A 26,684-nucleotide genomic window follows, 5' to 3' on the forward strand; every position below is an offset into this window, starting at 1 on the left:
TAGTCTTAAAATGTTCTTACATCTACAAAGCGACCTGCCAATGCTGCTGCCGCTGCCATTGCTGGACTGACCAAATGCGTACGACCACCATTGCCTTGACGACCTTCAAAATTACGGTTAGAAGTCGAGGCACAGTGCTCTTGCGGCTCAAGCTTATCGGCATTCATTGCTAAGCACATAGAGCAGCCCGGCTCGCGCCACTCAAACCCTGCTTCAGTAAACAATGCATCGAGACCTTCTGCTTCTGCTTGTAGTTTCACTTGCCCAGAGCCAGCAACCACGATGGCTTCTTTTATATTATTCGCGACTTTACGGCCTTTAATCACTGCTGCTGCATCACGCAAATCTTCGATACGTGAGTTGGTACATGAACCAATAAAGATACGGTCAAGCTGGATATCAGTGATTTTTTGTCCTGCTTCTAGACCCATATAAGTATAAGCGCGTAACCAGCCCTCCTCTTGCGCCTCATCAGCGGCTTGCTCAGGCGTTGGTACTGATTGTGTGATATCAACGACCATTTCAGGTGAGGTTCCCCACGACACTTGCGGCGCTATTTGGCTACCGTCAATCTCGACCACAGTATCAAACACTGCATCGTCATCTGAATACAAAGTGCGCCAGTACGCTTCAGCTTGCTGCCATTGTGATTCGTTTGGCGCATAAGGACGACCTTTGACATAGTCGATGGTGATGTCATCGACAGCAACCATACCCACACGAGCGCCTGCTTCAATCGCCATATTACAGACAGTCATGCGACCTTCCATGCTCATGTCTTCAAACACCTGTCCTGCAAATTCAATCGCGTGTCCTGTACCGCCTGCTGTACCAATTTTTGCAATAATTGCCAACACCACATCTTTTGATGTCACACCAGTACCGAGCTTACCAGTGACACGAATTTGCATATTTTTTGATTTTTTCTGGATCAGACACTGCGTTGCTAGCACGTGCTCAACCTCAGATGTACCGATGCCGTGAGCCAAACAACCGAGCGCACCATGTGTCGCTGTATGCGAATCACCACAAACCACTGTCATACCTGGTAATACCAAGCCTTGTTCAGGACCGACGACGTGTAAGATGCCTTGACGAGCATCATTGATGGTGAATTCGGCAATATCAAACTTGGCACAGTTATCATCCAATGTCACCACCTGTAGACGTGACACCTTGTCTTTAATACCAGATACCCCTTCCAGACGCTCTTTAGTAACCGTTGGTACGTTATGATCAGGGCTCGCGATATTGGCGGATAGACGCCATGGTACTCTATTGGCCAGCTCCAAACCTTCAAACGCCTGCGGACTTGTCACTTCGTGTAGCAAATGGCGGTCAATATAAATCAGGCTTGAACCATCGTCACGTTGGGTGATTTCGTGAGCGCTCCAAAGTTTGTCGTATAACGTTTGACCAGCCATGTTCTTATCCTTTGTTGGTTGCTAATCACTCAATGTCTTGCTTGTGCATATCGTCATCAGCAAGAATCTTGTTCAAGTTTTATATGTATCTTTAATCTTATAGCTATGGCTACATTTGATCATCAAACCAAGTTTTATGTGGCAAATTTTGGGTAAATAAAATAAATATGCCTACAATATGCTTTGATGTCTTGTGATTATAGCAGGCTAATCCTATAATAATAATTGATGATTTTTAACCAGATGCAAACTTTTATTTCTAATACATTGATATTAGGCCCGTCAACTTTTATTTATAGCTCGTTAGACAGCTAAGGACATTCGTTTGAACACCACGAACTTAACAACATTCGTCACTGTTATGCATACAGGCAGTATCTCAGGCGCAGCAGAAAAGCTATTTATTACTCAACCTGCTGTCAGTAAACGTATTAAAAACTTGGAAGATGAATTTAATATCACTTTGTTTGATACTGTAGGACGCGGGATTGTACCAACCCAAGCGGCGAGTGAAATGTTGCCTCATGCCAAGCGATGGCTAGAAGATTACGAGAATTTTAAAATTAATTTGCAACATTCCCAGCATATTGTCTCGGGTAAGTTAGTCATCGGTACCAGTCATCATATTGGCTTGCATCATTTAGCACCTGTGCTCAAACACTTTATCCAAACCTATCCTGCAGTGCAGTTAGAAGTACATTTTGTCGATTCTGAAAAAGCACACAAAGCAGTACTAGATGGTGATTTATCATTGGCTTTTGTCACCCTACCTCCTGTTTATGATAAGCGTTTGAGCTATCACACCCTATGGTCAGATCCTCTCTACTTTATGACAGGCACTCTGTCACCTTTAGCAACCAAATCCAATGTCACTCTAGAGCAGTTGGCAAGATACCCTGCTATTTTACCGTCTGCTAATACTTTTACCAGTCAGATTACTTTGGCAGAATTTGCCAAGCACAATCTTAAACCTTATGCCACGATGAGTACCAATCCACTTGAGTCTATTCGCATGTTGGTGTCTGTCGGGCTTGGTTGGTCAGTGTTACCACAGACCATGATCAGTCAGGATTTGGAGCGTATCGATATGGCTGACAACATTGAGTTACAACGCTATTTAGGGGTAGTTATTAACCCGAAACTGACACAGTCTAGTAGTGTCACCGCCTTATTGGATTTATTGGCTCCGATCGAGTGATGATTGCTCAAGATACTAGACGTGTTTAATTAAAAAATATGGTATTCGCATTTGTGACTTTCATACGTTATAATGCAGGCGACGTTGTTTTCTAACAAAAATTTACCTGAAGCGCACTGATAGTCATATATTGAACACTTCTAGTAAGATATGATGGTTAACAGTAGGTTTAATGGTTTTAAATGATTGGTTATATAGGCAATTACTCTCTATAAATCAATAGCAGATTTGGACAACCAAAATAAGTAAAGAGAACGAAGAGTTCTCGTTGCTCCTTATCTTTGATTTTAGGTAGTAGCCATAAAACAACACCAATCATATAAAACTAAAAGCAAATACTGAGAGAAGCCATTATGTCCTACTTAATGGCTTTTTTTGTCTTTAAATATTGTTTTAAGCAACGCTCGATAAGACCGAATTTCTATAGTTACACATAATTACAGCCAATGACGTTGGTTAAGGACAATTTATATGAACGGAGTTTCTAGCGGCGTGCTGATATCACTTGGCGCCTATTTTTTATTAATGATTGCAATTGGTATTTACGCTTATTTTAAGCAGGCCAATGATACTGAAGGCTACCTATTAGGGGGACGTAATTTAGGTCCAGCTGTCACCGCACTTTCGGCAGGTGCATCTGATATGTCAGGGTGGCTATTACTTGGCCTACCCGGTTATATGTATGCTGATGGTGTGGTTAGTATATGGATTGCGCTTGGTTTGACACTTGGTGCATTTTTAAACTATATGATCGTGGCACCTCGCCTTCGCGTCTATACCGAAGTTGCTGACAACGCCATCACTCTACCTGACTATTTCGCCAATCGTTTTGAAGATAAATCGCACATGTTGCGTGTCATCTCTGCATTGGTTATTATTTTATTCTTTACAGTCTATACTGCGGCAAGTTTGGTGGGCGGCGGCAAGCTTTTTGAAAGCTCACTCAATCTATCTTATAGCACAGGCCTTTGGGTTACCGCTGGTGTGGTTGTCGCTTATACGCTATTCGGTGGTTTCTTAGCGGTCTCGATGACTGACTTTGTTCAAGGTATTATCATGCTATTTGCGATGGTAATCGTACCTATCGTTGCCTTTACTGATCTTGGTGGTGTCTCAGCCACTACTGAAGCCGTGAGAAATATCGATCCAAGCATGCTAAATATCACTAATGGCATGACTATCATTGGCATTGTCTCATTAATGGCATGGGGTTTAGGGTATTTTGGCCAGCCGCATATTATCGTACGCTTTATGGCTATTCGTTCAGTGAAAGATATTCCTACTGCACGTAATATCGGTATGAGCTGGATGATTATCAGCCTTATTGGTGCGTTAATGACTGGTTTTGCTGGCCGTGCCTATGTACAAAAAACGGCCATGACGCTAGATGACCCTGAGACCATCTTTTTAGTATTTACTCAGTTTTTATTCACTCCATTGGTTTCAGGTTTCTTATTAGCAGCAATTTTGGCAGCAATCATGAGTACCATCTCATCGCAGCTATTGGTCGTATCCAGTTCACTGACCAAAGACGTTTATAAGTTATTTTTCGATCAAGATGCACCAGAAGCTCGTCAAGTATTGGTCGGTCGTATTTCAGTGGTAATCGTTGCTGTTGTTGCTATCCTACTGGCTTCTGATCCAGAAAGCTCAGTACTGAGCTTGGTTTCTAACGCTTGGGCAGGATTTGGTGCAGCATTCGGACCGCTGGTTATTTTCAGTCTGACATGGCGCGGCATGAACCGGAACGGCGCTGTCGCTGGCATGGTGATTGGTGCCTTGACTGTAATCTTATGGATCTACGGTCCTTTCCAAGTAAACGGTATGGCACTGAATAGTTGGTTATATGCCATCGTTCCAGGCTTTATTTTAAGCACCATTGCTATCTTTGCAGTTAGTATTATGACTGGTGGCCCAAGACCTTCAGTGGCTGCGAAGTATAAAGAAATGGAACTAAATTTAAATAAATAAATTGATATTGTATTTAAGACAAAAAACCTCGCTATCATTAGCGAGGTTTTTTTGTGGATAATTTTTTATTCTATATATTTATGTAGTAAAAAAGCCTGTGTCGACTTCTTTGCACACTTCTAAACCACTTAATTTTGATATAACAAGCTGCAACTTTTTACTTAACGCTTAACCTTTTCGAAATAAAATACAGATATTGATAGCTACTTGCTATTGATATAAATTCCCCTTTATAAATTACCTTAAACGTTAAAGGTAAAGCCATAATTAGTACAGTTCATTTAAAAACACAAAAAAAAGCGATCCATGATGGATCGCTTTTTTACTTAGTAATCAATACTGACTCATACAGTTACTATTTCATATCTTGATAAGACAGTTTTAGTCCTAGGATATAACCGTTATTGTCCTCAAAGTCTCCAACAATCTTACCCGTTGGTAAGCGACCTTGGGCATCACCGAACCATAGGTATTTACCACCTGCTGAGACTGCCCAGTTTTCAGTGAAGTTATATTTAGCACCAAGGCCAACGCTATAGTAGCCATCGACAGGACCTAGTGAGGTTGTTGGATCACCCGCACCACTATCCCAACCAACCGTACCGCTAACCGCTAACGCAGGTGCTAAGCGCTTAGACAGACCCAATTCCACCATCCACTGATCGTCGTCATATTCAACTAAGTTTAATCCATTTTCACTATATAAAGGATTAAGTTTACTGATTTCATTATATAGTGGAGGCGTGATAACAAAGTCGCTCCATGGTACCCAACGTACTTTCGCAGTAGCTAGTGTCGTGGGATTAATACCTGTCTGAAAATCTAAATTAACCGATTTGGGAGTTGTAATTTCATAATTGCTGCTTCGATTTGCTGCTGCTGCCGCCTGTTCTGGGGTAGCTCCCGCTGCTAATGCTCTAATTCCTGCTAATGGATAGTTCTCAGCTATATCAATATCATGATCAATCTCAGAACGATAAGTTAAAGCAGCTTTTAAGGCAATTTCTGGTTTACTATAAGAGATACCTGCGATATAACCATAATCCATATCAGGATTACTCGTTGACGTATAACCAGTAGCAGGACCGTAAGCCAATCCACGTAGTTTTGTATCAGCTCGTATGCGCTGAGCTACTGGGCCACCATATACTTGAAACTCTTTATTGGCACCAAACTTCATCCCCAGAATTCCCGTTAAGCTTTCACTACGAACTTCTACGTTAGTGTTTTCGCCTGCATTTCCTGCTTCTGCTTGAGCTATTGCTCCTGCTGTACTAAGCCTTGTAGCTTCGGCTGCTGCGGCTGCTCTTTCAGCAGGAGTACTTGTTGGGGACTGCGCGATTCTAGTTTGTCTAACTATTTCAGGACGAAGAGTGACTGCATTAAATTGCCCACCGGTTAACTGTGTAATAGACGCATTGATATCACCCTTTGAGACAAAGTTGCTGTCGCCTTCGTACTCAGCCGCTGCACCAAAAGGTTCATCGTATAAAATACCAACACTAAAAGTGTCATTGATATCTGTTTTCACACCATAACGGAAAAAGTCATAAGTTTCAGCAATATCGCCCGTATCACGGCCTTCAACATAAGCGTTACTATTAGGGTCGTTATTGGCACTGTCTTTACCAGTAACATCAGCACTAATGTATGTATAAACGGTTTCTGCATAAGTGCCATCTTGTAAGAAGGCAGTGATGTCTTGTCCTGAACGATCAAGACCAGCAGCATTGGTTACGCTAGCAACAGAAAGAGTGGCAATTGCTACTGCAAGGGATTTCAAGTGAAAGGTAGTGCGCATTGTGTATCTCCAAACGTCCTCGTTGTTTAATTACTTTAATCATCAATCCTTAGCATTCCTATGCACGATATTTCGATGATCAAAGTAGTGTCCTAAGTTGAATACTAATGCCTTTTTGACACTAAGACAACAATTAAAGTACTTTATTTCCTGAATATGACTGAACAGTACACATAAGATGTAAGTAAGATACAGTTAACTAATTTGACTTTATTCTTGATTTCTATTTTAGGTTTAAATCACACAATAAAAAAGCGACCCTTTACGGATCGCCTTTGATTTACTATTAAATTAGATTTTTAATACCAAAATCGTGCTACGTATTAATTTGACTGATAAGAAAGCTTAGCACCAAGGATGAAGCCATCGTTGTCTTCAAAGTTACTAACTATAGCTTTGGTTGGAATTTGGCCATCAGCATCACCGAACCATAGGTATTTACCACCAGCCGAGACTGCCCAGTTTTCAGTGAAGTTATATTTTGCACCAAGTCCTGCACTATAGTAGCCTTCAATAGGACCCAAAGAAGTGACTGGGTTACCAGCACCGCTATCCCAACCGACTGTACCTGTCACAGCAAATGCTGGTGTTAAGCGCTTAGCAAGACCTAGCTCCACTTGCCATTGGTCTTTGTCATAGTCAACCAAGGGTAGACCTTTATCGTCTTCAGTTACTTGTTTGCTCACTTCATTGTAAAGCGGTGGAACGATTGCGAAATCACCCCAAGGAACCCAGCGAACCTTTGCCGTGGCTAATGTCGTTTGATTGATACCTGTTTGGAAATCAAAATTCACTGACTTAGGCGTAGTGATGTCTATTTTGTTACCTTGAGTTGCCTGTCCACCTAATGCAGCAACTACTGGATACGTCTCACTGATATTCAAACTGTGATCAATCTCAGAGCGATACGTTAAGGCTGCTTTTAAAGCAATTTCAGGCTTGCTATAAGCGATACCTGCAATATAGCCATAATCCATATCTGGGCTAATGTGTGCGGTATAACCGGTCGCTGGACCATAAGCACTACCACGCAGTTTTACATCAGCTTTGACACGCTGGGCTACAGGTCCACCATAAACTTGAAACTCTTTATTCGCACCAAATTTCGCACCAACAATACCAGTGATGCTTTCACTACGAACTTCGACATTGGTACCTTCAGTGTTGGAAAGCTGACCATCAGCAAAGCCTTCTAACTGCTCAAGCTGATTTAACTGCGCTTGACCCGCTGCTAACTGAGTTTCTCCAGCTGCAATACCTGCCAAACCAGCATTAATCTGAGGACGTAATACTGGTTCAAGTGCTGGATTTTGATTGACAGCTGCTTGAGCTTGTCTAACTTGCTCTCTAGCTGCGTCCAAACGAGTTTCAGAAGCACTTAGCTGCCCTTGAACATTCTCAACCGTAGTTCTTAATTCTTGGATATTGTTAATACCTCTATCACCTAGACGTGACGCAATAAGGTTATCAATCGCTGCAGTTGGAGCACCTACAAAATTATTATTGCCACTATAGTCAGCTGCCGCGCCAAATGGCTCGTCATATAAGATACCCACACTGAACGTGTCATCGATATCTGCCTTCACGCCATAACGGAAAAAATCATAAGATTCTGCAATATCATCAATCTTATTGCCTGACGTATCTGTACCGCTTACATCAGCATCGATATAGGTATAAACCGCTTCAGCGTATAGACCATCTTGTAGGAATGCAGTAATGTCTTGACCTGAACGATCAAGACCAGCAGCACTAGCAACGCTAGCAATTGAGAGAGTAGCGACAGCTACTGTGAGCGTTTTTAAATGAAAAGCTACCTGCATTATATATCTCCAAACATCCGCATTGTTTTACTACTGAACTCATTTTTATTAAGTAAGCAGCAGCCGAGGAGGAAGATATTAAAGATTTTCGAACATGAAAACAACTATAAAAACAGGTTATTTCTCTATTATGACTAAATAGTCACTGGACAGTACGTTTGCCTAAAGCCAGTCCCATGAGTTTTATTAACTTCTCTTTATATGTCTTATTTTTATAAATTAATAATGCGGCGGTCTATCTGCAATCACATCAAAAGGAGCGATACCTTCTTCTGTGTCCTGACTCTCAACTTGCTTATAGATGAGCTGCAATTGGCGCTGTAGTGTTTGGATATCTTTGTCTTGCCGTGCAATCACTTCATCAAGTCGCTCTACTGTCAGCTCAAGATGTGCCATGCTCATCTGTAAGTCGATAACTTGTTGCGCTTGCCATTCAGTAAGGGGAATCGGAGCATCGTTTTGAACATTGGTATGATTCATATTTTTCTCTGAATTATAGTAAAGGTAAGATTGGTGGGAGTTGTCAATGGCACAGATGAGTGATCTCTAAATACCAGCACTAAACCTATGATAATGATGATAAAATGACCGCTAATAGTGCATGGTATAATTAATTGAGAGCACAGGTTATAAATAGTGCTTATAAAACCATTTACGCCCACTACAGTCGTGTGGTGGCATGTTATACTGCTGGCAATTTTGCAACAACCCCTACTCCTCTATTATATAAGCTTAAGACATTCTATGGCACTGATACATTTAAAAGACATCCACTTAGCCTTTGGCGTCGCGCCTGTTCTTGATGGTATTGATTTTGCGATCAATGCTGGTGAGCGCGTGTGCTTAATTGGCCGCAATGGCGAAGGCAAATCTACTTTGTTTAAGCTGATCAATGGCTCATTGCAGCCTGACAGTGGCGAGATTATTACTAATAGCAGCATGCGTGTTGCTATGCTAGAACAAGACGTACCTGAAACAAGCGGTCGTATCTTGGACATCGTCATGGGCGGCAGCCGTCGTACAGCTGACTTGCTAATTAACTATAATAAGCAAGTTGATCTATGTGCCAATGGCGACATGGATGCTTGTGAACATATGGCAACGTTACAACATGATATCGATGCGGTGCATGGCTGGGACTTAGAGCGTGATGCTAGACGTCTGATTACAACGATGGGATTAGATCCAGAAGACGACTTGTCATCACTCTCCGGTGGTCGTAAACGCCGCGTCCTACTCGCCAGATCTTTGGTCACTAAACCTGATGTCTTGTTACTGGATGAGCCAACCAACCATTTGGACGTTGAGAGCATTGAGTGGTTAGAGCGCTTTTTATTGGATTGGCAAGGCTTGACCTTATTGTTTGTGACCCATGATAGAGCGTTTGTTAATAAACTGGCCACCCGTATCGTGGAGCTTGACCGTGGTCAATTGACCAGCTATGACGTCACTCAGGGCGCAAAAGGTTATGCACGCTATCAAGAGTTAAAAGAGCTACAACTTCTTGCTGAAGAAAAAAACAACGCCAACTTCGATAAAAAGTTAGCACAAGAAGAAGTATGGATTCGTCAAGGCATTAAAGCACGTCGCACCCGTAATGAAGGCCGCGTACGCGAATTAAAAGCACTACGTGAAGAACGTAGTGGTCGCCGTGAGCAAGTTGGTAACGTCAATATCACTATGGGTGAAGGCGAAAAAAGCGGTAAGCTGGTTTGTAAAGTTAAAAACCTGCACCTTGAATATGATGGCAATGTCTTGGTCGATAATTTTAGCACCACGATTATGCGCGGTGATAAAATTGGTATCGTGGGTCCCAACGGTGCTGGTAAAACAACGTTGATCAAAGCCCTACTCGATATGTCTGATGATGAAGTGACCAAAACAGGTAGTGTTGAGCTGGGTACCAATTTACAAATTGCATTTTTTGATCAGTTGCGTGACCAATTAGACCTTGAAGCCAGTGTGGCTCAAAATGTCTCGGAAGGCTCTGATTTTGTCGAAGTTGGCGGTCGCAAAACGCATATTATGAGTTACTTGCAAGACTTCTTGTTTGCACCAGAGCGTGCGCGTACGCCAGTAAAAGCCTTATCAGGCGGTGAGCGTAATCGCGTGCTACTTGCCAAGCAATTATTAAAGCCTGCTAACATTCTCGTACTCGATGAGCCAACCAACGACTTAGACATGGCCACCCTTGAGCTATTAGAGGAGTCTGTCAGCAGCTTTAACGGTACTATCTTGCTGATTAGTCATGACCGCTCATTTATGGACAACGTGGTTACGTCTACTTGGGTATTTGCTGAAGATGAAGATGGCAAAGGGATCGTCAAAGAATATGTTGGCGGCTATCAAGAGTATTTGGTACAAAAAAATCGCGAAGAAGTAGCCCGCGCTGCGAGATCGCCAACCAATACAGGCACAAGCAATAAAGCTGCGAATAAATCGGCAGTTGCCGCTAAACCTGAAAAAACGGTCAAAAAGCTCAATTATAATGAGCAACGCGAACTTGACAACTTGCCAAAAGAGATTGCAGCGCTCGAAGCAGAGCAAGCTCAGCTACAAGAAAAGCTTGCCGATGGCACTTGGTTTACGCAAGATATGAATGCAGCCACTGCTGCTAGTGAGCGCTTACTCATGATTGAAGATGAGATGATGAATAAGCTTGAGCGTTGGAGCTCGCTTGAAGGCTAGTAGCAATATATAAGTAAGCTATTATTTATCTGACCATTCTCCCTACTCGTTTCTCATTTGTATTCTGCTAAACAATTAGAGGGAATAAAATAATCACCATTTTATTATATAAAGTGGTGATTATTGGTTTATGACTCAGTTACATAGTAGTTAGGTACTGAAAGTTAGTGAACATTGCCGTGATTTCAAGTATCATTCGCTATTGCTAAATATCCTTATTAATTATAAGGTCATCCCGCTTACAATCCCTATTAGAAAAGCAGATGTTATACATTGATAATCCAGCTATTTTGCTCTGGTTATCGTGTTCAACCTTATAGTATGTCCTATGAAGGTTGCTTTATTTTTAACGCAATAATTTATTTTATCACCGAAATAGCTTAGAATAGCAACAATTAGCAAAATTAGGCACAGCTAAAGTGGCTTGATATTGTATATTTCTAAGCCACAAACCCAGTGTGGGATAATCCCATTTCATTCACCTGGAGGAAGTATTAATGAGCCAAGCCGAAGGCGTTAATGTACAACGCCGTAGAGTTCTTATTGCCTCGACTGCCGCAATTGGTGCAGCTGGGGTAGCTGCTGTGGCAACACCTTTTGTCCGTTCTTGGTATCCGAGTGCTAAAGCTGAGGCTGCAGGGGCTGCAGTGACCCAAGATATTGGTTCTATCGAAGCAGGACAAATGATTGTCGTCAAATATCGTGGCAAACCTATATATGTAGTCAAACGCACCGAAGATATGGTCGCAGGCTTAGAATCAGTCAAACCTTTGTTGTCTGACCCTGATTCTGATGCATCTCTACAACCTGAATACTGCAAGAACCCTACTCGCTCTTTAGAACCGACCGTATTGGTTGTTGAAGGCGTTTGCACACATTTGGGCTGTGCACCAAACTACCGTCCTGATGTGGGCGCGGTGGATTTGGGTGGTAATGATTGGTACGGTGGATTTTTCTGTCCATGCCATGGGTCAAAGTATGACTTAGCAGGTCGCGTCTATAGTGGCGTTCCTGCACCGCTTAATTTACCCGTCCCAGAATATGGTATGGATGGTACCATCTTGACGGTTGGGGAGGCTTAATATGAGTATGGGTAAAAAGTTAATGCATTGGGTGGACGCGCGTTTCCCAGCGACCGAAACCTATGAATACCATATGTCAAAGTACTATGCACCAAAGAACTTTAACTTTTGGTATTTCTTTGGCGTATTGTCAATGATTGTATTGGTCAACCAGTTAGTGACCGGTATATGGCTTACGATGATGTACAATCCAAGTGCCGAAGGGGCTTTTGCGTCTGTTGAGTACATCATGCGTGATGTTAAAGGCGGTTGGCTCATTCGCTATATGCACTCGACTGGCGCGTCTGCGTTCTTTGTCGTGGTATATTTACACATGTTTAGAGCCTTGTTATATGGCTCATATCAAAAGCCGCGTGAGCTTATCTGGCTCATCGGTATGGGTATTTACCTAGCACTAATGGCAGAAGGTTTCTTTGGATACCTACTACCTTGGGGTAACATGTCGTTTTGGGGTGCACAGGTTATTTTGAACCTTCCTGCTGCCCTACCAGTAATTGGCGACGGTCTTGCTGAGTGGGTACGTGGTGACTATATCATCTCAGGTATCACTCTAAACCGCTTCTTTGCTCTACACGTTGTTGCGATTCCTTTAGTCCTTGTTGGCTTGGTATTCATGCACATTGTAGCGCTGCATCATGTGGGTTCAAACAACCCTGATGGCATTGACATCAAAAAACTAAAAGACAAGAATGGTGTGCCATTAGACGGTATCGAATTCCATCCATACTACACTGTGCATGACATGGTCGGTATCGTAGTCTTCTTTATCTGTTTCTTTGCCGTAGTATTTTTCTTCCCAGAAGGCGGCGGTTTCTTCCTTGAGCCACCAAACTTTGAGACGGCGAACTCATTGAAGACACCAGCTCATATTGCGCCAGTATGGTATTACACACCTTTCTACGCCATCTTACGTGCGGTTCCAGATAAGCTTGGTGGTGTTATCGCGATGGGTGCAGCAATTGCTGTATTATTCTTAATACCATGGCTTGATAGATCTCCTGTACGCTCTATGCGCTACAAAGGCATCTTGTCTAAGATTGCATTAACCATCTTTGCCATTAGCTTTGTGGTATTGGGTTACTTAGGTGCAACGCCTGCAACACCAACAGCGACTATCTTGGCACGTGTATTTACGATTTTATATTTCTTGTTCTTCTTACTGATGCCGTTTTACACTGCCATTGAGAAGTGTAAACAGCCACCAGAACGCGTTACCGGAGGTCACTAATGAGCACGCTAATTAAATCCCTAGCTGGTCTAGGCTTAGGCGCGACATTGACCTTGACTGCTGGTACTGCGTTGGCAGCTGGTGGTCATGGGTGTGGCACATTTACTAATGCTGAAGGTGTTGAAGAGCATTTGGCTTGTAGTACGGCCCCTATTGATTTTACCAATAAGGGTTCGCTACAAAACGGTGCGAAAACCTTCATGAACTACTGTGCTGGTTGTCATTCGGCAAAGTACGTTCGTCACTCTCGCATTGCTAAAGATTTAGAGATACCGCCTGAGTTGGTCGAGAAGTACTTGATGGTAACAACCGATCAAATCGGTGACCATATCGATGCTGAGATTGATCCTGAAGTACAAGCGTCATGGTTTGGCGCGGCACCTCCAGATCTATCGCTAGAAACCAGACTACGCGGTGATGACTGGGTCTATACTTACCTACTATCGTTTTATGAAGACCCAAGCCGTCCTTGGGGTGCTAATAACTTAGTGCTACAAAATGCGGCGATGCCTCACGTATTGCATAATATGCAAGAACAATTGAGTGCAGAAGAGTTTCAGAGCGAAGTTGGTGACTTAGTGAACTTTATGGCATGGATGGCAGAACCTGCTCGTCATGATCGTCAAGTAATTGGTTTCTTTGTGATTTTATTCTTATTGGTTTTATTGATTCCAGTTTACTTGTTGAACAAAGAATTCTGGAAAGACGTAAAATAAATACGTATTAGAATATAAGTTTTAAATATGACATTAGGCACTACCTTGGTAGTGCCTTTTTTATGTTTAATTAGACCTTTACATTGAAAAAGAAATAGACGGCTAAGGGGCTAACAAGCAATGTTTACGTACGTTACCTTGATAAATAAGGCGACTTTGTTTACGATGACAACCTTTACTATTAACATTAGGCTTTCATGATTGATGCGAATGACATTCCAAGTAGTCAGCTAATTTTATACGCTGATGATGGCTACGACAGTCATGTAGTGCGTCTATTACTTGAAGAAAAAAAGCTCGCTTATTATTTATCTCGCCTACATTCTGAGCGTCCTGAAGATTTAACTGAGCTAAATCCCTATCACACTTTGCCTGTTTTGCAGCAGCGCGAAATCGCACTTTATGAAATCAATGTAATCTTTGAGTATCTAGAAGAACGCTATCACACAAACAAGTTGTTGCCTGACACACCGCAAGAGCGGGCACAGTTTCGACAGTTGGCTTGGCGTATTCAGCGCGACTGGCTATCGCTAGGTAAGCGCTTATTGATGCATCCAGATAGCTTTAATAAAGCACAAGCCAACATCGCTAAAAAACAGTTGAGCGATTCTTTAATCACCTTATCACCATTGTTTGCTCATAAACCCTATTTTATGGCAGACGAGTTTGGTTGGTGTGATATTTTATTAGCACCCTTACTATGGCGACTTGAAGAGATGAACATCGAATTGCCACGTGCTATTAGTCGCCCATTATTGGACTATCAAAAGCGCGTTTTTGAGCGTGATAGTTTTCAAAAAAGCGTGCGTTGATTAGACAACAGTCTATCGCTACCTTAAAATAGGGAACAATAAAAATCTGCATTTTTTATAGAGTAATAAAAACCTGAAGCAAATGTTTTACGAAAAACTATTTAATACGATCAGCATAGGAAGCCAAAAGATGAGCGAAATAACCTCCATTACTCCGACACGTCCCTACATGGTGCGTGCACTATATCAGTGGATAGAAGACAATGCGCTTACACCATATCTGATGGTTGATGCCACTGCTGAAAATGTGCAAATTCCAACGGAACATGTACAAGATGGCCGCATCGTACTAAATATCGCCAGTCGTGCGACTGGTAACATGAGTATGGAAAACGACTATATCCATTTTAGTGCACGCTTTGGTGGTGTATCACAGGAGATTTGGGTACCCCTTACTGCGGTGATGGGCATTTATGCCAAAGAAAACTCTCAAGGTATGTTTTTTGACCCGAATGAGTACGAAAACTATCAGCCTGAAGATGATGAAATAACCAGTTCTAAGAGAACCACCGCGGCACCTAAACCCAAGCGTGATAATAAAGCGGGTTTGAAAGTCCTAAAATAGCAAGCCAGTAATAATAAAAAGCCAGCCATATTTAATATGACTGGCTTTTTCGTTACTCTAAATGAATAATGTTTTCAAAATGTCTATTAAGTTCTGGGCAAGGTCACACCGCGTTGACCTTGGTATTTACCACCGCGGTCTTTATAGCTCGTCTCACACACATCATCAGCATCACTTTGGAAAAACAGCATCTGTGCAACCCCTTCCCCAGCATAAATACGCGCTGGCAGATTGGTGGTATTACTAAACTCCAAAGTAACGTGTCCTTCCCACTCTGGCTCAAGCGGCGTGACGTTGACGATAATACCGCAACGCGCATAAGTGGATTTACCAAGGCAAATAGTCAATACGTCGCGCGGAATACGGAAATACTCCATCGTACGTGCCAGCGCGAACGAGTTAGGTGGAATGATACACTCGTCGCCCACGATGTCTATAAAGCTTTTTTCATCAAAGTTCTTGGGATCGACCACGACTGAATGGACATTGGTAAATACTTTAAACTCAGGCGCACAGCGTACATCATAACCATAGCTTGACGTGCCGTAGCTCACCAAACGCTCGCCCGCATCATTGAAACGCACTTGACCTGCTTCATATGGCTCGATCATGCCATGCTCTTCGGCCATTTTACGAATCCAGCGGTCAGATTTGATAGACATTGTTATTCCTTAGCAAATATTTAGTAGCGACGATTATACGGAATTGACAGCTGAATTTATAGGGGAGCAGCAAGTTTAAAATCACTAATGCCATGAAGATAACTATGATTATTATGGCTGCAGCACTCTACCAAAGCACTTTAAGAAACCACCCGTCCTTTATAGCTAACGGTAGTATGTATTATTTTTCTTTTTGCCTGTTCTGAAGCAGCCCAAACTGCCTCTCTAATAGCCTTGATCTCTATCACAGTCAAACCATCTACCAACTCTTCAGTCACATTAGCTACTGCAAAAGCGTTCAATCCAAATGAATGTTTGGGAAATGTTAGGAGTAAATCAGCCATAGCCTGTACCGCCTTAAAAAAATCGGCAATTACCATACGACGATTGCTAAAGTCAGCATTGAGCTGATGGCGCTTGCTACCACCATTTTTATAGTAGCAAACGGCTATCAATTGATTATTTGACAGCTCAATCACATATATCGGCGGCCGAAATAACTGTAATACATTATATTTTTTTGGGAATTCTTGAAGATGCCTTTCATAAGTAGATAAACTCACAGTATTCTCTTTAAGTAAGTAACCATATTTCAGGCATAAAAATGCCGTCCTTAATCAAACTTTTCAACCATCAAAAAATGCGTTTGTCATCGACTGGCTTGGCAAACTTGTTAATATTGGTTTCGATGTTTTTTGCAATACTCACATAATAAGACGCAAACTCGTCATCAATCAACACACTTGGCTCCCCTTTATCCACTTGCGCACGAATACCACTGGCGAGTGGGAGTTGTCCTAACAACGGTACATGATATTGCTCAGCAATCAGCTCACCGCCGCCCGTACCAAAAATAGCTTCAGTGTGATTGCAGTTGCTACATGTGTGCAGCGCCATATTCTCAACCACGCCCAATACTGGAATGTTGGTCTTGTTAAACATCTCGATACCTTTTTGCGCATCAAGTAGTGCAACATGCTGCGGGGTTGTGACAATCACTGCACCCGTCACTGGAATCCGCTGGGCCAAGGTCAATTGAATATCACCGGTTCCTGGTGGCATATCAATGACCAAATAATCCAGCTGCGGCCAATTGGTTTGATTATACAGCTGCATCAACGCACCCGTGGCTTTGGGTCCGCGCCACGCGACAGGCGTACTGTCACCATCAAGCAAGCTGCCAATCGACAACATCGCCATGCCATGAGCGTTAACAGGGACAAATTGCTCATTCTCTAGTTCAGGCTTGACATTATCTACGCCTAGCATGGTTGGCATACTCGGCCCATAAATATCGGCATCCAACACCCCAACACGGTTGCCAAGCTTTTGTAATGCTAAGGCAATATTGACGGTCGTGGTTGATTTGCCAACGCCGCCTTTGCCTGACGCCACAACGATAATATGACGAATACGTGGATGCGCGGCTAACGACGATTGTGTCGGTGCTTGCTTAGTGATTGGCGGCTCAGCATGGGTATCAGTATTTGGTGAAGCTTTTGTTTGACTGTCCATGGCGTTAATTGTTTTTGGCATGGGTTTTGGTAAGCTCGAACCTGCGCCTTTCGCTGGTGCAGGCAGACGCACATTCATGTGAATGGTTTTGATACCATGGGGATGGAGCATTTGTCCAAGGTCTTGTTGAATGGTTTCAGGATTGCTGTCTTGCGGTAGGCGCAGATCTAGGGTGAGCTGATCACCATTACGCTCAAGGCCTGTGACCATGGTCGCGATACTGACTGTCCCGACTTCATAGCCGAGCAGTACTTTATCCACGGCACTATCACGTTCTGCTCGCTGCTGCGGGTTTTCCGATTCTGAGTTGGATTTTTTCTTCATAAAGTTAAACATAGCTACCGTTACTACCTATATAAGTGGATTGGTATGGTAAGACAACTCGATCAATACCGTAGCGGATATAGTCGTTAATATAGCCGATCAGCTTTTTGTCCAAACCTTTTATCGTGACAGTGTAGCTCAATTAAAGGTATAAAAAAACCACAACACCAGTGGGTCTGACGTTGTGGTTTTCCACAAGCAATATTCGCTTAGCGACAAAGCATCAATTCATAAACCAACCGTGACTAGCAACGATAGATTGCCCAGTAAAGACATTGCTAGGAAACGCGGCCAAAAATAATGCCAGTTGTGCAATATCATCGACCGTCGTAAATTCTTGATCGACGGTATTCACAAGCATAATGTCATTAACTACGGCTTCCTCACTAATACCTTTTTCAGCTGCTTGTTGCGGAATTTGCTTTTCAACCAAAGGCGTTTTGACAAAGCCTGGACAAATTACATGGGCGCGCACATTATGAGGAGCACCCTCCTTTGCCAGCACACGGCATAATCCAAGTAAGCCATGTTTGGCCGTCACATAAGGTGCTTTGTACAGTGACGCTTCATGAGAATGCACTGAGCCCATATAAATAACCGTGCCCCCTTTGTCACCTTTATACATATGCTGTATGGCCGCTTTGGTAGTTAAAAACGCTCCATCCAAATGAATAGAAAGCATTTTTTTCCAATCATCCAATGCCATTTTATGGATCGGATCAATGATTTGAATACCTGCATTAGAAACCAAAATATCAATACCACCGAAGGCATCAACTAATTTTTGTACCCCATCGTTAACCGCCATCTCGGATGTGACATCCATGGCAATAGCGAGTGCCTTGCCACCACCCGCCTTTATTGCATCGACGGTTTGCTGCGCAGCTTCAACGTTTATATCTGCAATGCCTACGGCTGCCCCTGCTTGAGCATATGTTTCAGCAATATCGCGTCCGATACCGCTTGCGGCGCCAGTGACCAAAGCCACTTTACCTGTCAAATCTTGTTGTAATTGAGTCGCCATGTGCTGTCCTTAAAAATTAAGATCTTAATAGTGGAAGTTTAAACTATTGGATCATTACTCTTAAAAAGGTTCAGTAAACAGCCAAAGAAGCCACTAACGTATAGCGACTATTATATGAAAACGATTAAAAACTCAAAACTCACTGGGCAATACTAACAGGCGTTTTTTCTTGCAGTTCTTCGAAACTGACACCATCCGCCAGTTCAACCAGCTTCAGGCCGTTGTCTGTGACATCTAGTACAGCAAGCTCAGTAATAATGCGGTCAACTACACCTTTACCCGTTAATGGCAGCTCACAGTTAGCAAGGATTTTTGGTTCACCATGTTTATTGACTTGCTCCATTAAAACGATAACCCGCTGAACACCTGCCACGAGATCCATAGCACCGCCCATGCCTTTGACCATTTTTTTGGGAATCATCCAGTTGGCAAGGTCACCCTTCTCTGAGACTTCCATCGCGCCCAATATCGCCAAGTTGACATGCCCGCCACGAATCATCGCAAAGGATTCTGAGCTACTAAAATAACTGGCGCCCGGCTCTGCTGTGACGGTTTGCTTGCCAGCATTGATCAAATCCGCATCGACGTTCTCTGCGGTCGGGAACTCACCAATGCCCAATAGGCCATTTTCTGATTGTAGCCAAACATCCACTTCTTTAGGGATATAGTTGGCTACTAACGTTGGCAGGCCAATCCCTAAGTTCACATAATAACCATCTTTTAATTCTTTTGCGGCACGCTGTGCCATCTGCTCTCTTGTCCACGCCATGGTAACTTCCTTATTTTCACAAGATTCTATTATAATTTAATCAAAAATATGCTGATTCACTATTTTATTTGTTTAAGCATTTTTGTCTAAACACCTTTTATCTAAGCGCCCTCTACGGCTTTTGTGGTTGTTTTTTCGATACGCTTTTCAGGACTGCTGTTCAATACAATACGCTGCACAAAGATACCAGGCAGATGAATCTCGTCAGGATCAAGTGTGCCTACTTCTACAATTTCTTCTACTTCGACAATGGTAATTTTGCCTGCCATCGCGCAATCTGGATTGAAGTTACGCGCAGTCTTATTAAATATTAAGTTGCCCGCTTTGTCCGCTTTTTGTGCTTTGATCAACGCCACATCAGCGCGCAATGAATGCTCAAGCACATAAGTGCGTCCGTCGAACTCACGCGTTTCTTTGCCTTCAGCAACCAGTGTACCAACGCCAGTCGCTGTATAAAACGCGGGAATACCAGCACCACCTGAACGCAGTTTTTCAGCCAACGTCCCTTGCGGTGTCAACTCAACCTCTAACTCACCTGCCAAGTATTGACGCTCAAATTCTTTGTTTTCACCCACATAAGATGAGATCATTTTTTTGATTTGACGCGTTTGTAATAGCAGTCCTAAACCAAATCCATCGACACCTGCGTTATTACTAATACAGGTCAAATCCTTGACTTCACTATCGCGCAATGCTTCGATTAATGCCTCAGGAATACCGCACAGACCGAAGCCGCCAATGGCAAGCGTTTGGCCATTATCCACGACACCTTTTAATGCATCCTTTGCACTGCTATATACTTTTGATTGACTCATGCTTATCTCCTTGCAAGCCTATTTTTTGTTATTCACATTGGTTATTCATCATTATTACATGTCATATTAATACACTATCTATCGATATATCATACATAAGGTATTTATGCTAACTTAACATATAATCCCCGTAGCGACTAGAGGATAACATTGAGTGCATACGAGCTAAAAAACCGCTTAGTAGATGGCTGATCAATACCATATCAATTTAGATTTAACAAAGCATCCTAAATCTATGCTTTATGATGCATTTTATTGATGGCCATGTACTCAGCCTACTCATTGCTTTAATTTTGCCAAGGAGGGCAATCATGTTTAGCACATTTGCTATTGTCATCACGTTATTACTATTGATGTTCTTCGCATATCGCGGTTATTCAGTGCTGATTTTGGCACCGATTATGGCGACATTAGCAGTATTACTGTCGGGTGATTTTTTAAGCAGTATTCCGGCCTATACCGATGTTTTTATGGGCGCATTGAGCGGGTTCTTACTTAAATTCTTTCCTATTTTCTTACTGGGTGCGTTGTTTGGGCGTTTGATGGCGGATTCTGGCGCAGCAACAGCGATCGCCAATACTGTGGTTGAGAAGCTCGGTGCTAGTAAGGCCATTTTGGCAGTGATTCTAGTTTGTGCCATTTTGACTTACGGTGGCGTGTCTTTATTCGTTGTAGCATTTGCCATATATCCTATTGCCAAAGATTTGTTTAAAGTGGCCGATATTCCTAAGCGCTTGATTCCAGCTGCCATTGCCTTAGGCTCGTTTACCTTTACCATGACGGCATTACCGGGCACGCCTGCCATTCAAAATGCCATTCCTATCCCTTATTATAATACCAACGTATTTGCCGCACCTGTTTTGGGTCTCATCGGCGGTACGATTATGTTTATTGGCGGTTGGTTGTGGTTACAGTCACGGGCAAAAAAGGCCAATGCGGCGGGCGAAGGCTATGGTCAGCATGATGATGAAGATATAGGCGGTATCGGCGTTAGAGCAAAAGACGCAGAAGCAGAGAAAGGTAAAGTGCTGAGTACCCATCACACCTCATTTATCGTTGCAATGATTCCATTGGTATTGGTGATTGCTTTAAACGCTTTATTGACGTATGCGGTTTTCCCTTCGATGGACTTTAGCAATTTGCAAACCCAGTTCCCAGAGTTAAATATTGCAGGTTCACTTGGACTGTGGTCTATCATTATCTCGTTGGTCGTTGCCTGTATGGTGTTAATTGTGCTGCGCATCGGTCATTGGAATGACCTACAAAAAACCATCAATCGGGGTACTTATGATTCTATGTTGCCAATTTTTAATACGGCATCAGAAGTGGGTTATGGCGCAGTTATTGCCTCACTTGCAGGCTTTCTTATCATTCGTGACAGCATTTTAAACCTAAGTCCTAACAACCCACTCATCTCAGAAGCTGTCGCTATGACTACGCTTGCTGGGATTACAGGTTCATCTTCTGGTGGTTTGAGTATTGCTTTATCTACTTTAGGAGAGGATTACCTAAGAATGGCGGTAGATGCTGGTATTGACCCCGAACTGATGCATCGTGTGGCCGTTATGGCAGCTGGTGGTTTGGATACGCTGCCTCATAGTGGCGCTGTCATTACCTTGCTGGCTATCTGTGGTTTGACGCATAAACAGTCTTATTTGAACCTAGCCATGGTCACTATATTGATTCCAATAGTGGCGGTGATTGCTGTTATCATTTTAGGGACGATGTTTGGTTCGTTTTAAAAACTGTTTAAGTTTTTAATGGCAACTTGTGATTAAGATATACGATTCAAATAAAAAACCCACCTTACAAATCACTTGGTGGGTTTTTTATGGCAGCTTTATTATGAGAGGTAAAAACCGCTCGAATTCATTGTTTATGATAGACAAGTGAATGACAATTCATACGCCATACAGAGCTAATTGCCGTATTAGTTACTGAGGAATGTCACAAATTCGGTCGAATTACGGTATCATAGGCACACTTTTTAAATTTCCAGTTTAGTTGGCCGTATTTGGCCTTGATAACATCACGTCCAATAGCCATAAACCGTTTAGGACGTTTGATAACCAATCCGTTTATATAAAAATATAGGTGATGAAAGTGCGTGAGATTCTAGTAACCAGTGCGCTGCCCTACGCTAATGGCTATATCCATTTGGGGCATCTTGTAGAATATATTCAGACAGACATTTGGGTACGTGCGATGAAAGCGCAAGGCCATCAAGTCACTTATGTCTGCGCGGATGATGCACATGGTACGGCAATCATGCTCAAAGCAGAAGCCAATGGCGTGACCCCAGAAGAACAGATTGCTACAGTTAAGGCCTCACACGAAGCGGATTTTTCTAAGTTCCTCATCAACTTTGATAATTACCACACCACGCATTCAGAAGAAAACAAACATTTCTCTGAGCTGATCTATCGTCGTCTGAATGATGCTGGGCACATTAGCACTAAGGATGTCGAACAGTTATTTGACCCTGAAAAACAGTTGTTCCTAGCCGATCGTTTTGTCAAAGGTACTTGCCCAGAATGTGATTCTCCAGATCAGTACGGTGATAACTGTGAAGTGTGCGGTACTACCTATGATGCAACAGACCTCAAAGATCCGCATTCGACATTATCAAATGCGACGCCTGTACTGAAAACCTCTAAGCATTACTTCTTTGATCTGCCTGGTTTTGAGCAATTCTTAAAAGATTGGACGCGTAGTGACAATCGCTTGCAAGTATCGGTCGCCAACAAACTACAAGAGTGGTTTGATGCAGGTCTTGCCAGCTGGGATATTTCACGCGACGCGCCCTACTTCGGCTTCCAAATCCCTGATACCCCAAGCGATGAGCCAGATAAGTATTTTTATGTGTGGCTCGATGCCCCTGTGGGTTATATGGCAAGCTTCAAAAACTTGTGTGATAAGCGCGAAGGCACAGACAACGCGCTAGATTTTGACCGTTACTGGATGCAAGAAAACGAGCAAAAAACCGAGGTTTACCACTTTATCGGTAAAGACATTGTTTACTTCCATGCGCTTTTTTGGCCAGCGATGCTTGCAGGTAGCGAATTTCGGACGCCAACGGGTGTTTTTGCCCACGGCTTTTTGATGGTTAATGGCGAAAAAATGAGTAAGTCACGCGGCACTTTTATCAAGGCCGAAACTTATGCGGAGCACTTACACCCTGAATACCTGCGTTATTACTTCGCCAGTAAGCTGTCTGATAAAGTCGAAGACATCAATCTTGATTTAGAAGATTTCATGCAAAAAGTGAACTCTGACTTGGTTGGTAAAGTGGTCAATATCGCCAGTCGTAGCGCTGGGTTCTTGATCAAGAAATACGACGGCATGTTGTCTGAGGTGTGCGTAGAATCAGAATTGTTAGAAGACATTACCAAAACGGGTGATGAAATTGCTGCCGCTTACGAAAATCGAGAGTTTTCGCGTGCTATGCGCTTAATCATGCAATGTGCGGACAAGGCTAACGAGTATATTGATGGCAAAAAACCATGGTCACTGGCTAAGCAAGAAGGCACTGAGCAAGAAGTACAAGACGTCTGCTCGGTTGCGATTAATATCTTCCGTCAATTGATGGTATATCTCGCGCCAGTGTTACCTGAGCTGACCGCCAATGCCAAAGAGTTCTTAAATATCGATGATTTGAGTTTTGCCAGTCGCAACGAGTGGTTACTTGGACATAAAATTAATAAGTTCAAACCATTGATGCAGCGTATTGAAGAAAAAGACATAGCCGCCATGGTTGAAGATTCAAAGGCATCATTGGCTCAAACGGATACACCTACCGATAGCGCAGACAGTACATCAGCCAATACAAATACTCAGCTCGTAGCAGCAGATACTGAACAAACGGACTATATTGGTATTGAAGACTTTGCGAAGGTTGAGATGAAAGTGGCGCACGTCGTAGCTTGTAACCATGTCGAAGGCGCAGATAAGCTATTGCAATTCACTCTAGACGTTGGCGAAGACAAGCCGCGCAATGTGTTTAGTGGTATCCGCAAATTTTATGAGCCTGAGCAGTTGCTTGATAAAAAGGTCATTTGCGTGACCAATCTTGCCCCACGCAAGATGAAATTTGGCATCTCAGAAGGCATGGTTTTGTCTGCTGGTGATCCAAAAACCCAACTGACAGTCATTATCTTGGCTGATGACGTTGAAATAGGATCAACGTTGGCCTAAAGATATAAGATTGAGGTCAATACTATAATAATGTAGACCCTTATTACGCATAACACTATAGCCATAAAAAAAACGGTCTAAACTGACCGTTTTTTTGTGGCTGATTTATAAAATAGATAAAAATCAAACCTTGCCATCATCTATACAGCTATCTATTCAAAATATCAATGATCTGCAACGTGTCATTAATCACCGTCACAATTTTATTTTCTGGCGTGCGAATACGAACGTACCGGTCATCATAACGGTCTAAAACTACCGAACGATCATAAATACTTCTATCAATATTGCCGACTACTTTATAACCGTATTTATCGAGATCACGCTTGAATGAGGCGTTAGGGCTAGCATTTCGATAAGCGTTGATATTAGGTTGGGCGTTGCTACTATGGTTATTACTGACATAAACAGATTTGTTCTTAACATTTCCGTGACCATTACCGTTATTGTCTTTTGCCATAGCAGGTAAGCCAATCAATGAGGCGGCAGTAATGCCAGCAATGGTTAATAACTTAAGATTAGCAGTGTTCATAATGTCATCCTTACAATTTTCGTATAAAAACTAGCTTACGTTAATTATAAAGTGAGTTCGTAATAGGTACGTTACTGGCTTGTACGTTTTTTAATCATAATTCCACTAAATAAAAAGGTGCCCCAAATGGTACTTTTTTATGGGCAAAATAAAGAAACAATCAACGAATCAAACAGTCAATACACGCCTTAATAACGTTCGTGACGAATACGCTTTAATTTTTTATTGCGATAACTTACATTACTGTCATAATATAAACATAATGATCGAGGGAACGATTACCTTATTGTTAGCCTGCTATCTTGGCATCAACATAGCATTGACTCGGCTAACCTGCACTTTCCAATATCATTTCCAAAACTCAAGTTAATAAATAGCTGTGTGGGCCATACAGTCAGTATGCTTAGCACCTATAATTATGTTAGCTTGATGATTAAAATTGATATAACCGACGAGTTAACCTAATAATGACCATTGCTTCTACCTTACGCTTAAGCCTATACGGCGCTGCTATCAGCGCCACTCTTGGATTGATTGGCTGTTCAAATACGACGGACACTGCCACAACGACTGACGAGAGCGCAGCTACTAATATTGATAAGCCCGCCAAAACGTTAGCCATCACTCAAATTGTCGAACATCCATCATTAGATGAGATGCGCCGCGGTATCATTGATGAGTTGGCAGATAATGGCTACGTCGAAGGCCAAAATCTCACCGTCAACTTCCAAAGCGCTCAAGGCAATACGGCGACAGCGGGTCAGATTGCCAAGCAGTTTGCAGGAGACAATCCAGATGCCATCGTGGCAATCTCGACGCCATCTGCTCAGTCTATCGTAGCTTCAACCAAGACAGTGCCGGTTATTTATACCGCCATCTCAGACCCTGTGGCAGCGAAGCTTATCGATGAAAACGATGTGCCTATCCAATCTAATGTGACAGGCTTATCTAGCGAGTTACCTATCGAGCCGCAGTTGGACAATATTCAAAAAATTGCGCCTAATGCAAAAACCATTGGCTACGTTTATAGCCCAGGTGAAGTCAACTCTGTTGTGGTGCTTAACCAACTCAAAAAAGCAGCACCAGCACGCGGACTCACAATATTGGACGTCACTGCCAATCGCCCAACAGACGTTGCTATGGCGACTCGCAGCCTTGCTGGCCGTGCCGATGTCATTTATACCTCGTTAGACAACAATGTTGTATCAGCATTTGAAGCCATGGCAGGCGCTGCCAATGAGCTTAAGATTCCAATCATTGCCTCAGACGAATTTAGTGTCAGACGCGGTGCCACAGCTGCACTGGGCGTCAATGATTATGATTTTGGTCGTACCACGGGCAAAATGGTATATCGAGTGTTAAATGGCGAAGCGGTCAATACGATTAAGCCTGCCGTCATGAATACATTAACCTTGTATGCAAGTCCAAAACACGGAGCTGAACAAGGCGTTAGCTTGACAGATGATTTATTAAAAAATGCCATCAATGTCGACAAACAAGCACAGAGTGCGGACAAATAACACTGAGCCATTTATATAGCT

The 26,684-nt window shown here is 42.7% G+C and carries 22 protein-coding genes; 11 read left to right on the forward strand and 11 right to left on the reverse strand.

The features are described from left to right. Window positions 1-5 precede the first annotated feature (5 nt). Window positions 6-1,424 carry a 3-isopropylmalate dehydratase large subunit gene (leuC, locus tag ACT3TH_RS00980; RefSeq protein ID WP_444753991.1) on the reverse strand — a complete coding sequence of 473 codons (1,419 nt, stop codon included), beginning with the start codon at window positions 1,422-1,424 and terminating at the stop codon, window positions 6-8. Window positions 1,425-1,749: 325 nt separating this feature from the next. Here leuC and ACT3TH_RS00985 point away from each other — a divergent pair, with 325 nt between their 5' ends. After that, the gene (locus tag ACT3TH_RS00985; RefSeq protein WP_444753992.1) at window positions 1,750-2,622 is read left to right on the forward strand and encodes a LysR family transcriptional regulator; all 873 of its coding nucleotides are present in this window, start codon (window positions 1,750-1,752) and stop codon (window positions 2,620-2,622) included. Between the two features lie 471 nt (window positions 2,623-3,093). Then, on the forward strand, window positions 3,094-4,593 hold the full coding sequence (gene putP / locus ACT3TH_RS00990; RefSeq protein ID WP_444753993.1) for a sodium/proline symporter PutP: 1,500 nt from the start codon (window positions 3,094-3,096) through the stop codon (window positions 4,591-4,593). 355 nt (window positions 4,594-4,948) lie between these two features. On the opposite strand, the gene ACT3TH_RS00995 is transcribed toward putP, so the two are convergent. The 3 genes from ACT3TH_RS00995 to ACT3TH_RS01005 form a co-directional block, all read right to left on the reverse strand. Continuing rightward, on the reverse strand, window positions 4,949-6,394 hold the full coding sequence (locus ACT3TH_RS00995) for an outer membrane protein transport protein (protein ID WP_444753994.1): 1,446 nt from the start codon (window positions 6,392-6,394) through the stop codon (window positions 4,949-4,951). Between the two features lie 323 nt (window positions 6,395-6,717). Continuing rightward, entirely contained in the window at window positions 6,718-8,217 is a 1,500-nt protein-coding gene (locus tag ACT3TH_RS01000) for a hypothetical protein (protein WP_444753995.1), read from the reverse strand. A 219-nt stretch (window positions 8,218-8,436) separates the two neighbouring features. Continuing rightward, window positions 8,437-8,697 carry a SlyX family protein gene (locus ACT3TH_RS01005; protein WP_444753996.1) on the reverse strand — a complete coding sequence of 87 codons (261 nt, stop codon included), beginning with the start codon at window positions 8,695-8,697 and terminating at the stop codon, window positions 8,437-8,439. Between the two features lie 264 nt (window positions 8,698-8,961). On the opposite strand from ACT3TH_RS01005, the gene ACT3TH_RS01010 reads away from it, so the two are divergent. The 6 genes from ACT3TH_RS01010 to ACT3TH_RS01035 all read left to right on the forward strand — a co-directional run bounded on the left by ACT3TH_RS01010 (window position 8,962) and on the right by ACT3TH_RS01035 (window position 15,308). Further along, complete coding sequence (locus ACT3TH_RS01010) at window positions 8,962-10,905, forward strand: ATP-binding cassette domain-containing protein (RefSeq protein ID WP_444753997.1); 1,944 nt, start codon at window positions 8,962-8,964, stop codon at window positions 10,903-10,905. A 497-nt stretch (window positions 10,906-11,402) separates the two neighbouring features. After that, window positions 11,403-11,987 carry a ubiquinol-cytochrome c reductase iron-sulfur subunit gene (petA, locus tag ACT3TH_RS01015; protein ID WP_444753998.1) on the forward strand — a complete coding sequence of 195 codons (585 nt, stop codon included), beginning with the start codon at window positions 11,403-11,405 and terminating at the stop codon, window positions 11,985-11,987. Window positions 11,988-12,009: 22 nt separating this feature from the next. After that, a complete protein-coding gene (locus ACT3TH_RS01020; RefSeq protein ID WP_444754265.1) occupies window positions 12,010-13,215 on the forward strand; it encodes a cytochrome b in 1,206 nt (401 codons plus the stop codon). Further along, window positions 13,215-13,931, forward strand: a complete 717-nt coding sequence (locus ACT3TH_RS01025; protein WP_444753999.1) for a cytochrome c1 — start codon at window positions 13,215-13,217, stop codon at window positions 13,929-13,931. Before ACT3TH_RS01020 ends, ACT3TH_RS01025 begins: the two co-directional genes overlap by 1 nt. Window positions 13,932-14,128: 197 nt before the next feature. Then, entirely contained in the window at window positions 14,129-14,743 is a 615-nt protein-coding gene (locus ACT3TH_RS01030; RefSeq protein ID WP_444754000.1) for a glutathione S-transferase N-terminal domain-containing protein, read from the forward strand. Window positions 14,744-14,873: 130 nt separating this feature from the next. Then, complete coding sequence (locus ACT3TH_RS01035; protein ID WP_444754001.1) at window positions 14,874-15,308, forward strand: ClpXP protease specificity-enhancing factor; 435 nt, start codon at window positions 14,874-14,876, stop codon at window positions 15,306-15,308. A gap of 86 nt (window positions 15,309-15,394) precedes the next feature. Here the strand turns inward: ACT3TH_RS01035 and dcd are convergent, their stop codons facing one another. From dcd to ACT3TH_RS01065, 6 genes are all read right to left on the reverse strand, one after another. Then, window positions 15,395-15,970 carry a dCTP deaminase gene (gene dcd / locus ACT3TH_RS01040; RefSeq protein WP_058369435.1) on the reverse strand — a complete coding sequence of 192 codons (576 nt, stop codon included), beginning with the start codon at window positions 15,968-15,970 and terminating at the stop codon, window positions 15,395-15,397. Between the two features lie 140 nt (window positions 15,971-16,110). Then, entirely contained in the window at window positions 16,111-16,533 is a 423-nt protein-coding gene (locus tag ACT3TH_RS01045) for a hypothetical protein (RefSeq protein WP_444754002.1), read from the reverse strand. 70 nt (window positions 16,534-16,603) lie between these two features. After that, window positions 16,604-17,821, reverse strand: coding sequence for an iron-sulfur cluster carrier protein ApbC (apbC, locus tag ACT3TH_RS01050; RefSeq protein WP_444754003.1), 1,218 nt, complete (start codon window positions 17,819-17,821; stop codon window positions 16,604-16,606). Window positions 17,822-18,032: 211 nt separating this feature from the next. Beyond that, window positions 18,033-18,833, reverse strand: coding sequence for a 3-hydroxybutyrate dehydrogenase (locus ACT3TH_RS01055; protein ID WP_444754004.1), 801 nt, complete (start codon window positions 18,831-18,833; stop codon window positions 18,033-18,035). Between the two features lie 139 nt (window positions 18,834-18,972). Further along, window positions 18,973-19,602 (reverse strand): CoA transferase subunit B, encoded by a 630-nt coding sequence (locus tag ACT3TH_RS01060; protein ID WP_444754005.1) that lies wholly within the window; start codon window positions 19,600-19,602, stop codon window positions 18,973-18,975. Window positions 19,603-19,703: 101 nt separating this feature from the next. Continuing rightward, window positions 19,704-20,417 carry a CoA transferase subunit A gene (locus ACT3TH_RS01065; protein ID WP_444754006.1) on the reverse strand — a complete coding sequence of 238 codons (714 nt, stop codon included), beginning with the start codon at window positions 20,415-20,417 and terminating at the stop codon, window positions 19,704-19,706. A gap of 311 nt (window positions 20,418-20,728) precedes the next feature. Here ACT3TH_RS01065 and ACT3TH_RS01070 point away from each other — a divergent pair, with 311 nt between their 5' ends. Continuing rightward, a complete protein-coding gene (locus ACT3TH_RS01070; protein ID WP_444754007.1) occupies window positions 20,729-22,159 on the forward strand; it encodes a GntP family permease in 1,431 nt (476 codons plus the stop codon). Window positions 22,160-22,514: 355 nt separating this feature from the next. Continuing rightward, entirely contained in the window at window positions 22,515-24,611 is a 2,097-nt protein-coding gene (metG, locus tag ACT3TH_RS01075; protein ID WP_444754008.1) for a methionine--tRNA ligase, read from the forward strand. Window positions 24,612-24,759: 148 nt separating this feature from the next. On the opposite strand, the gene ACT3TH_RS01080 is transcribed toward metG, so the two are convergent. Then, entirely contained in the window at window positions 24,760-25,143 is a 384-nt protein-coding gene (locus ACT3TH_RS01080) for a hypothetical protein (RefSeq protein ID WP_444754009.1), read from the reverse strand. A 467-nt stretch (window positions 25,144-25,610) separates the two neighbouring features. Between ACT3TH_RS01080 and ACT3TH_RS01085 the strand changes: the two genes are divergently transcribed. Then, a complete protein-coding gene (locus tag ACT3TH_RS01085; protein WP_444754010.1) occupies window positions 25,611-26,663 on the forward strand; it encodes an ABC transporter substrate-binding protein in 1,053 nt (350 codons plus the stop codon). Window positions 26,664-26,684: the final 21 nt, after the last annotated feature.

It is taken from the genome of Psychrobacter sp. AOP22-C1-C5 (genome assembly GCF_052378885.1).
GTDB lineage: Bacteria > Pseudomonadota > Gammaproteobacteria > Pseudomonadales > Moraxellaceae > Psychrobacter.

Coding starts and splice junctions, on each gene's coding strand:
- leuC (WP_444753991.1), bottom strand. CDS start 1,424: ATGGCTGGTCAAACGTTATACGACAAACTTTGGAGCGCTCACGAAATC.
- putP (WP_444753993.1), top strand. CDS start 3,094: ATGAACGGAGTTTCTAGCGGCGTGCTGATATCACTTGGCGCCTATTTT.
- ACT3TH_RS00995 (WP_444753994.1), bottom strand. CDS start 6,394: ATGCGCACTACCTTTCACTTGAAATCCCTTGCAGTAGCAATTGCCACT.
- ACT3TH_RS01000 (WP_444753995.1), bottom strand. CDS start 8,217: ATGCAGGTAGCTTTTCATTTAAAAACGCTCACAGTAGCTGTCGCTACT.
- ACT3TH_RS01005 (WP_444753996.1), bottom strand. CDS start 8,697: ATGAATCATACCAATGTTCAAAACGATGCTCCGATTCCCCTTACTGAA.
- ACT3TH_RS01010 (WP_444753997.1), top strand. CDS start 8,962: ATGGCACTGATACATTTAAAAGACATCCACTTAGCCTTTGGCGTCGCG.
- petA (WP_444753998.1), top strand. CDS start 11,403: ATGAGCCAAGCCGAAGGCGTTAATGTACAACGCCGTAGAGTTCTTATT.
- ACT3TH_RS01020 (WP_444754265.1), top strand. CDS start 12,010: ATGCATTGGGTGGACGCGCGTTTCCCAGCGACCGAAACCTATGAATAC.
- ACT3TH_RS01025 (WP_444753999.1), top strand. CDS start 13,215: ATGAGCACGCTAATTAAATCCCTAGCTGGTCTAGGCTTAGGCGCGACA.
- ACT3TH_RS01030 (WP_444754000.1), top strand. CDS start 14,129: ATGATTGATGCGAATGACATTCCAAGTAGTCAGCTAATTTTATACGCT.
- ACT3TH_RS01035 (WP_444754001.1), top strand. CDS start 14,874: ATGAGCGAAATAACCTCCATTACTCCGACACGTCCCTACATGGTGCGT.
- dcd (WP_058369435.1), bottom strand. CDS start 15,970: ATGTCTATCAAATCTGACCGCTGGATTCGTAAAATGGCCGAAGAGCAT.
- apbC (WP_444754003.1), bottom strand. CDS start 17,821: ATGTTTAACTTTATGAAGAAAAAATCCAACTCAGAATCGGAAAACCCG.
- ACT3TH_RS01055 (WP_444754004.1), bottom strand. CDS start 18,833: ATGGCGACTCAATTACAACAAGATTTGACAGGTAAAGTGGCTTTGGTC.
- ACT3TH_RS01060 (WP_444754005.1), bottom strand. CDS start 19,602: ATGGCGTGGACAAGAGAGCAGATGGCACAGCGTGCCGCAAAAGAATTA.
- ACT3TH_RS01065 (WP_444754006.1), bottom strand. CDS start 20,417: ATGAGTCAATCAAAAGTATATAGCAGTGCAAAGGATGCATTAAAAGGT.
- ACT3TH_RS01070 (WP_444754007.1), top strand. CDS start 20,729: ATGTTTAGCACATTTGCTATTGTCATCACGTTATTACTATTGATGTTC.
- metG (WP_444754008.1), top strand. CDS start 22,515: ATGAAAGTGCGTGAGATTCTAGTAACCAGTGCGCTGCCCTACGCTAAT.
- ACT3TH_RS01080 (WP_444754009.1), bottom strand. CDS start 25,143: ATGAACACTGCTAATCTTAAGTTATTAACCATTGCTGGCATTACTGCC.
- ACT3TH_RS01085 (WP_444754010.1), top strand. CDS start 25,611: ATGACCATTGCTTCTACCTTACGCTTAAGCCTATACGGCGCTGCTATC.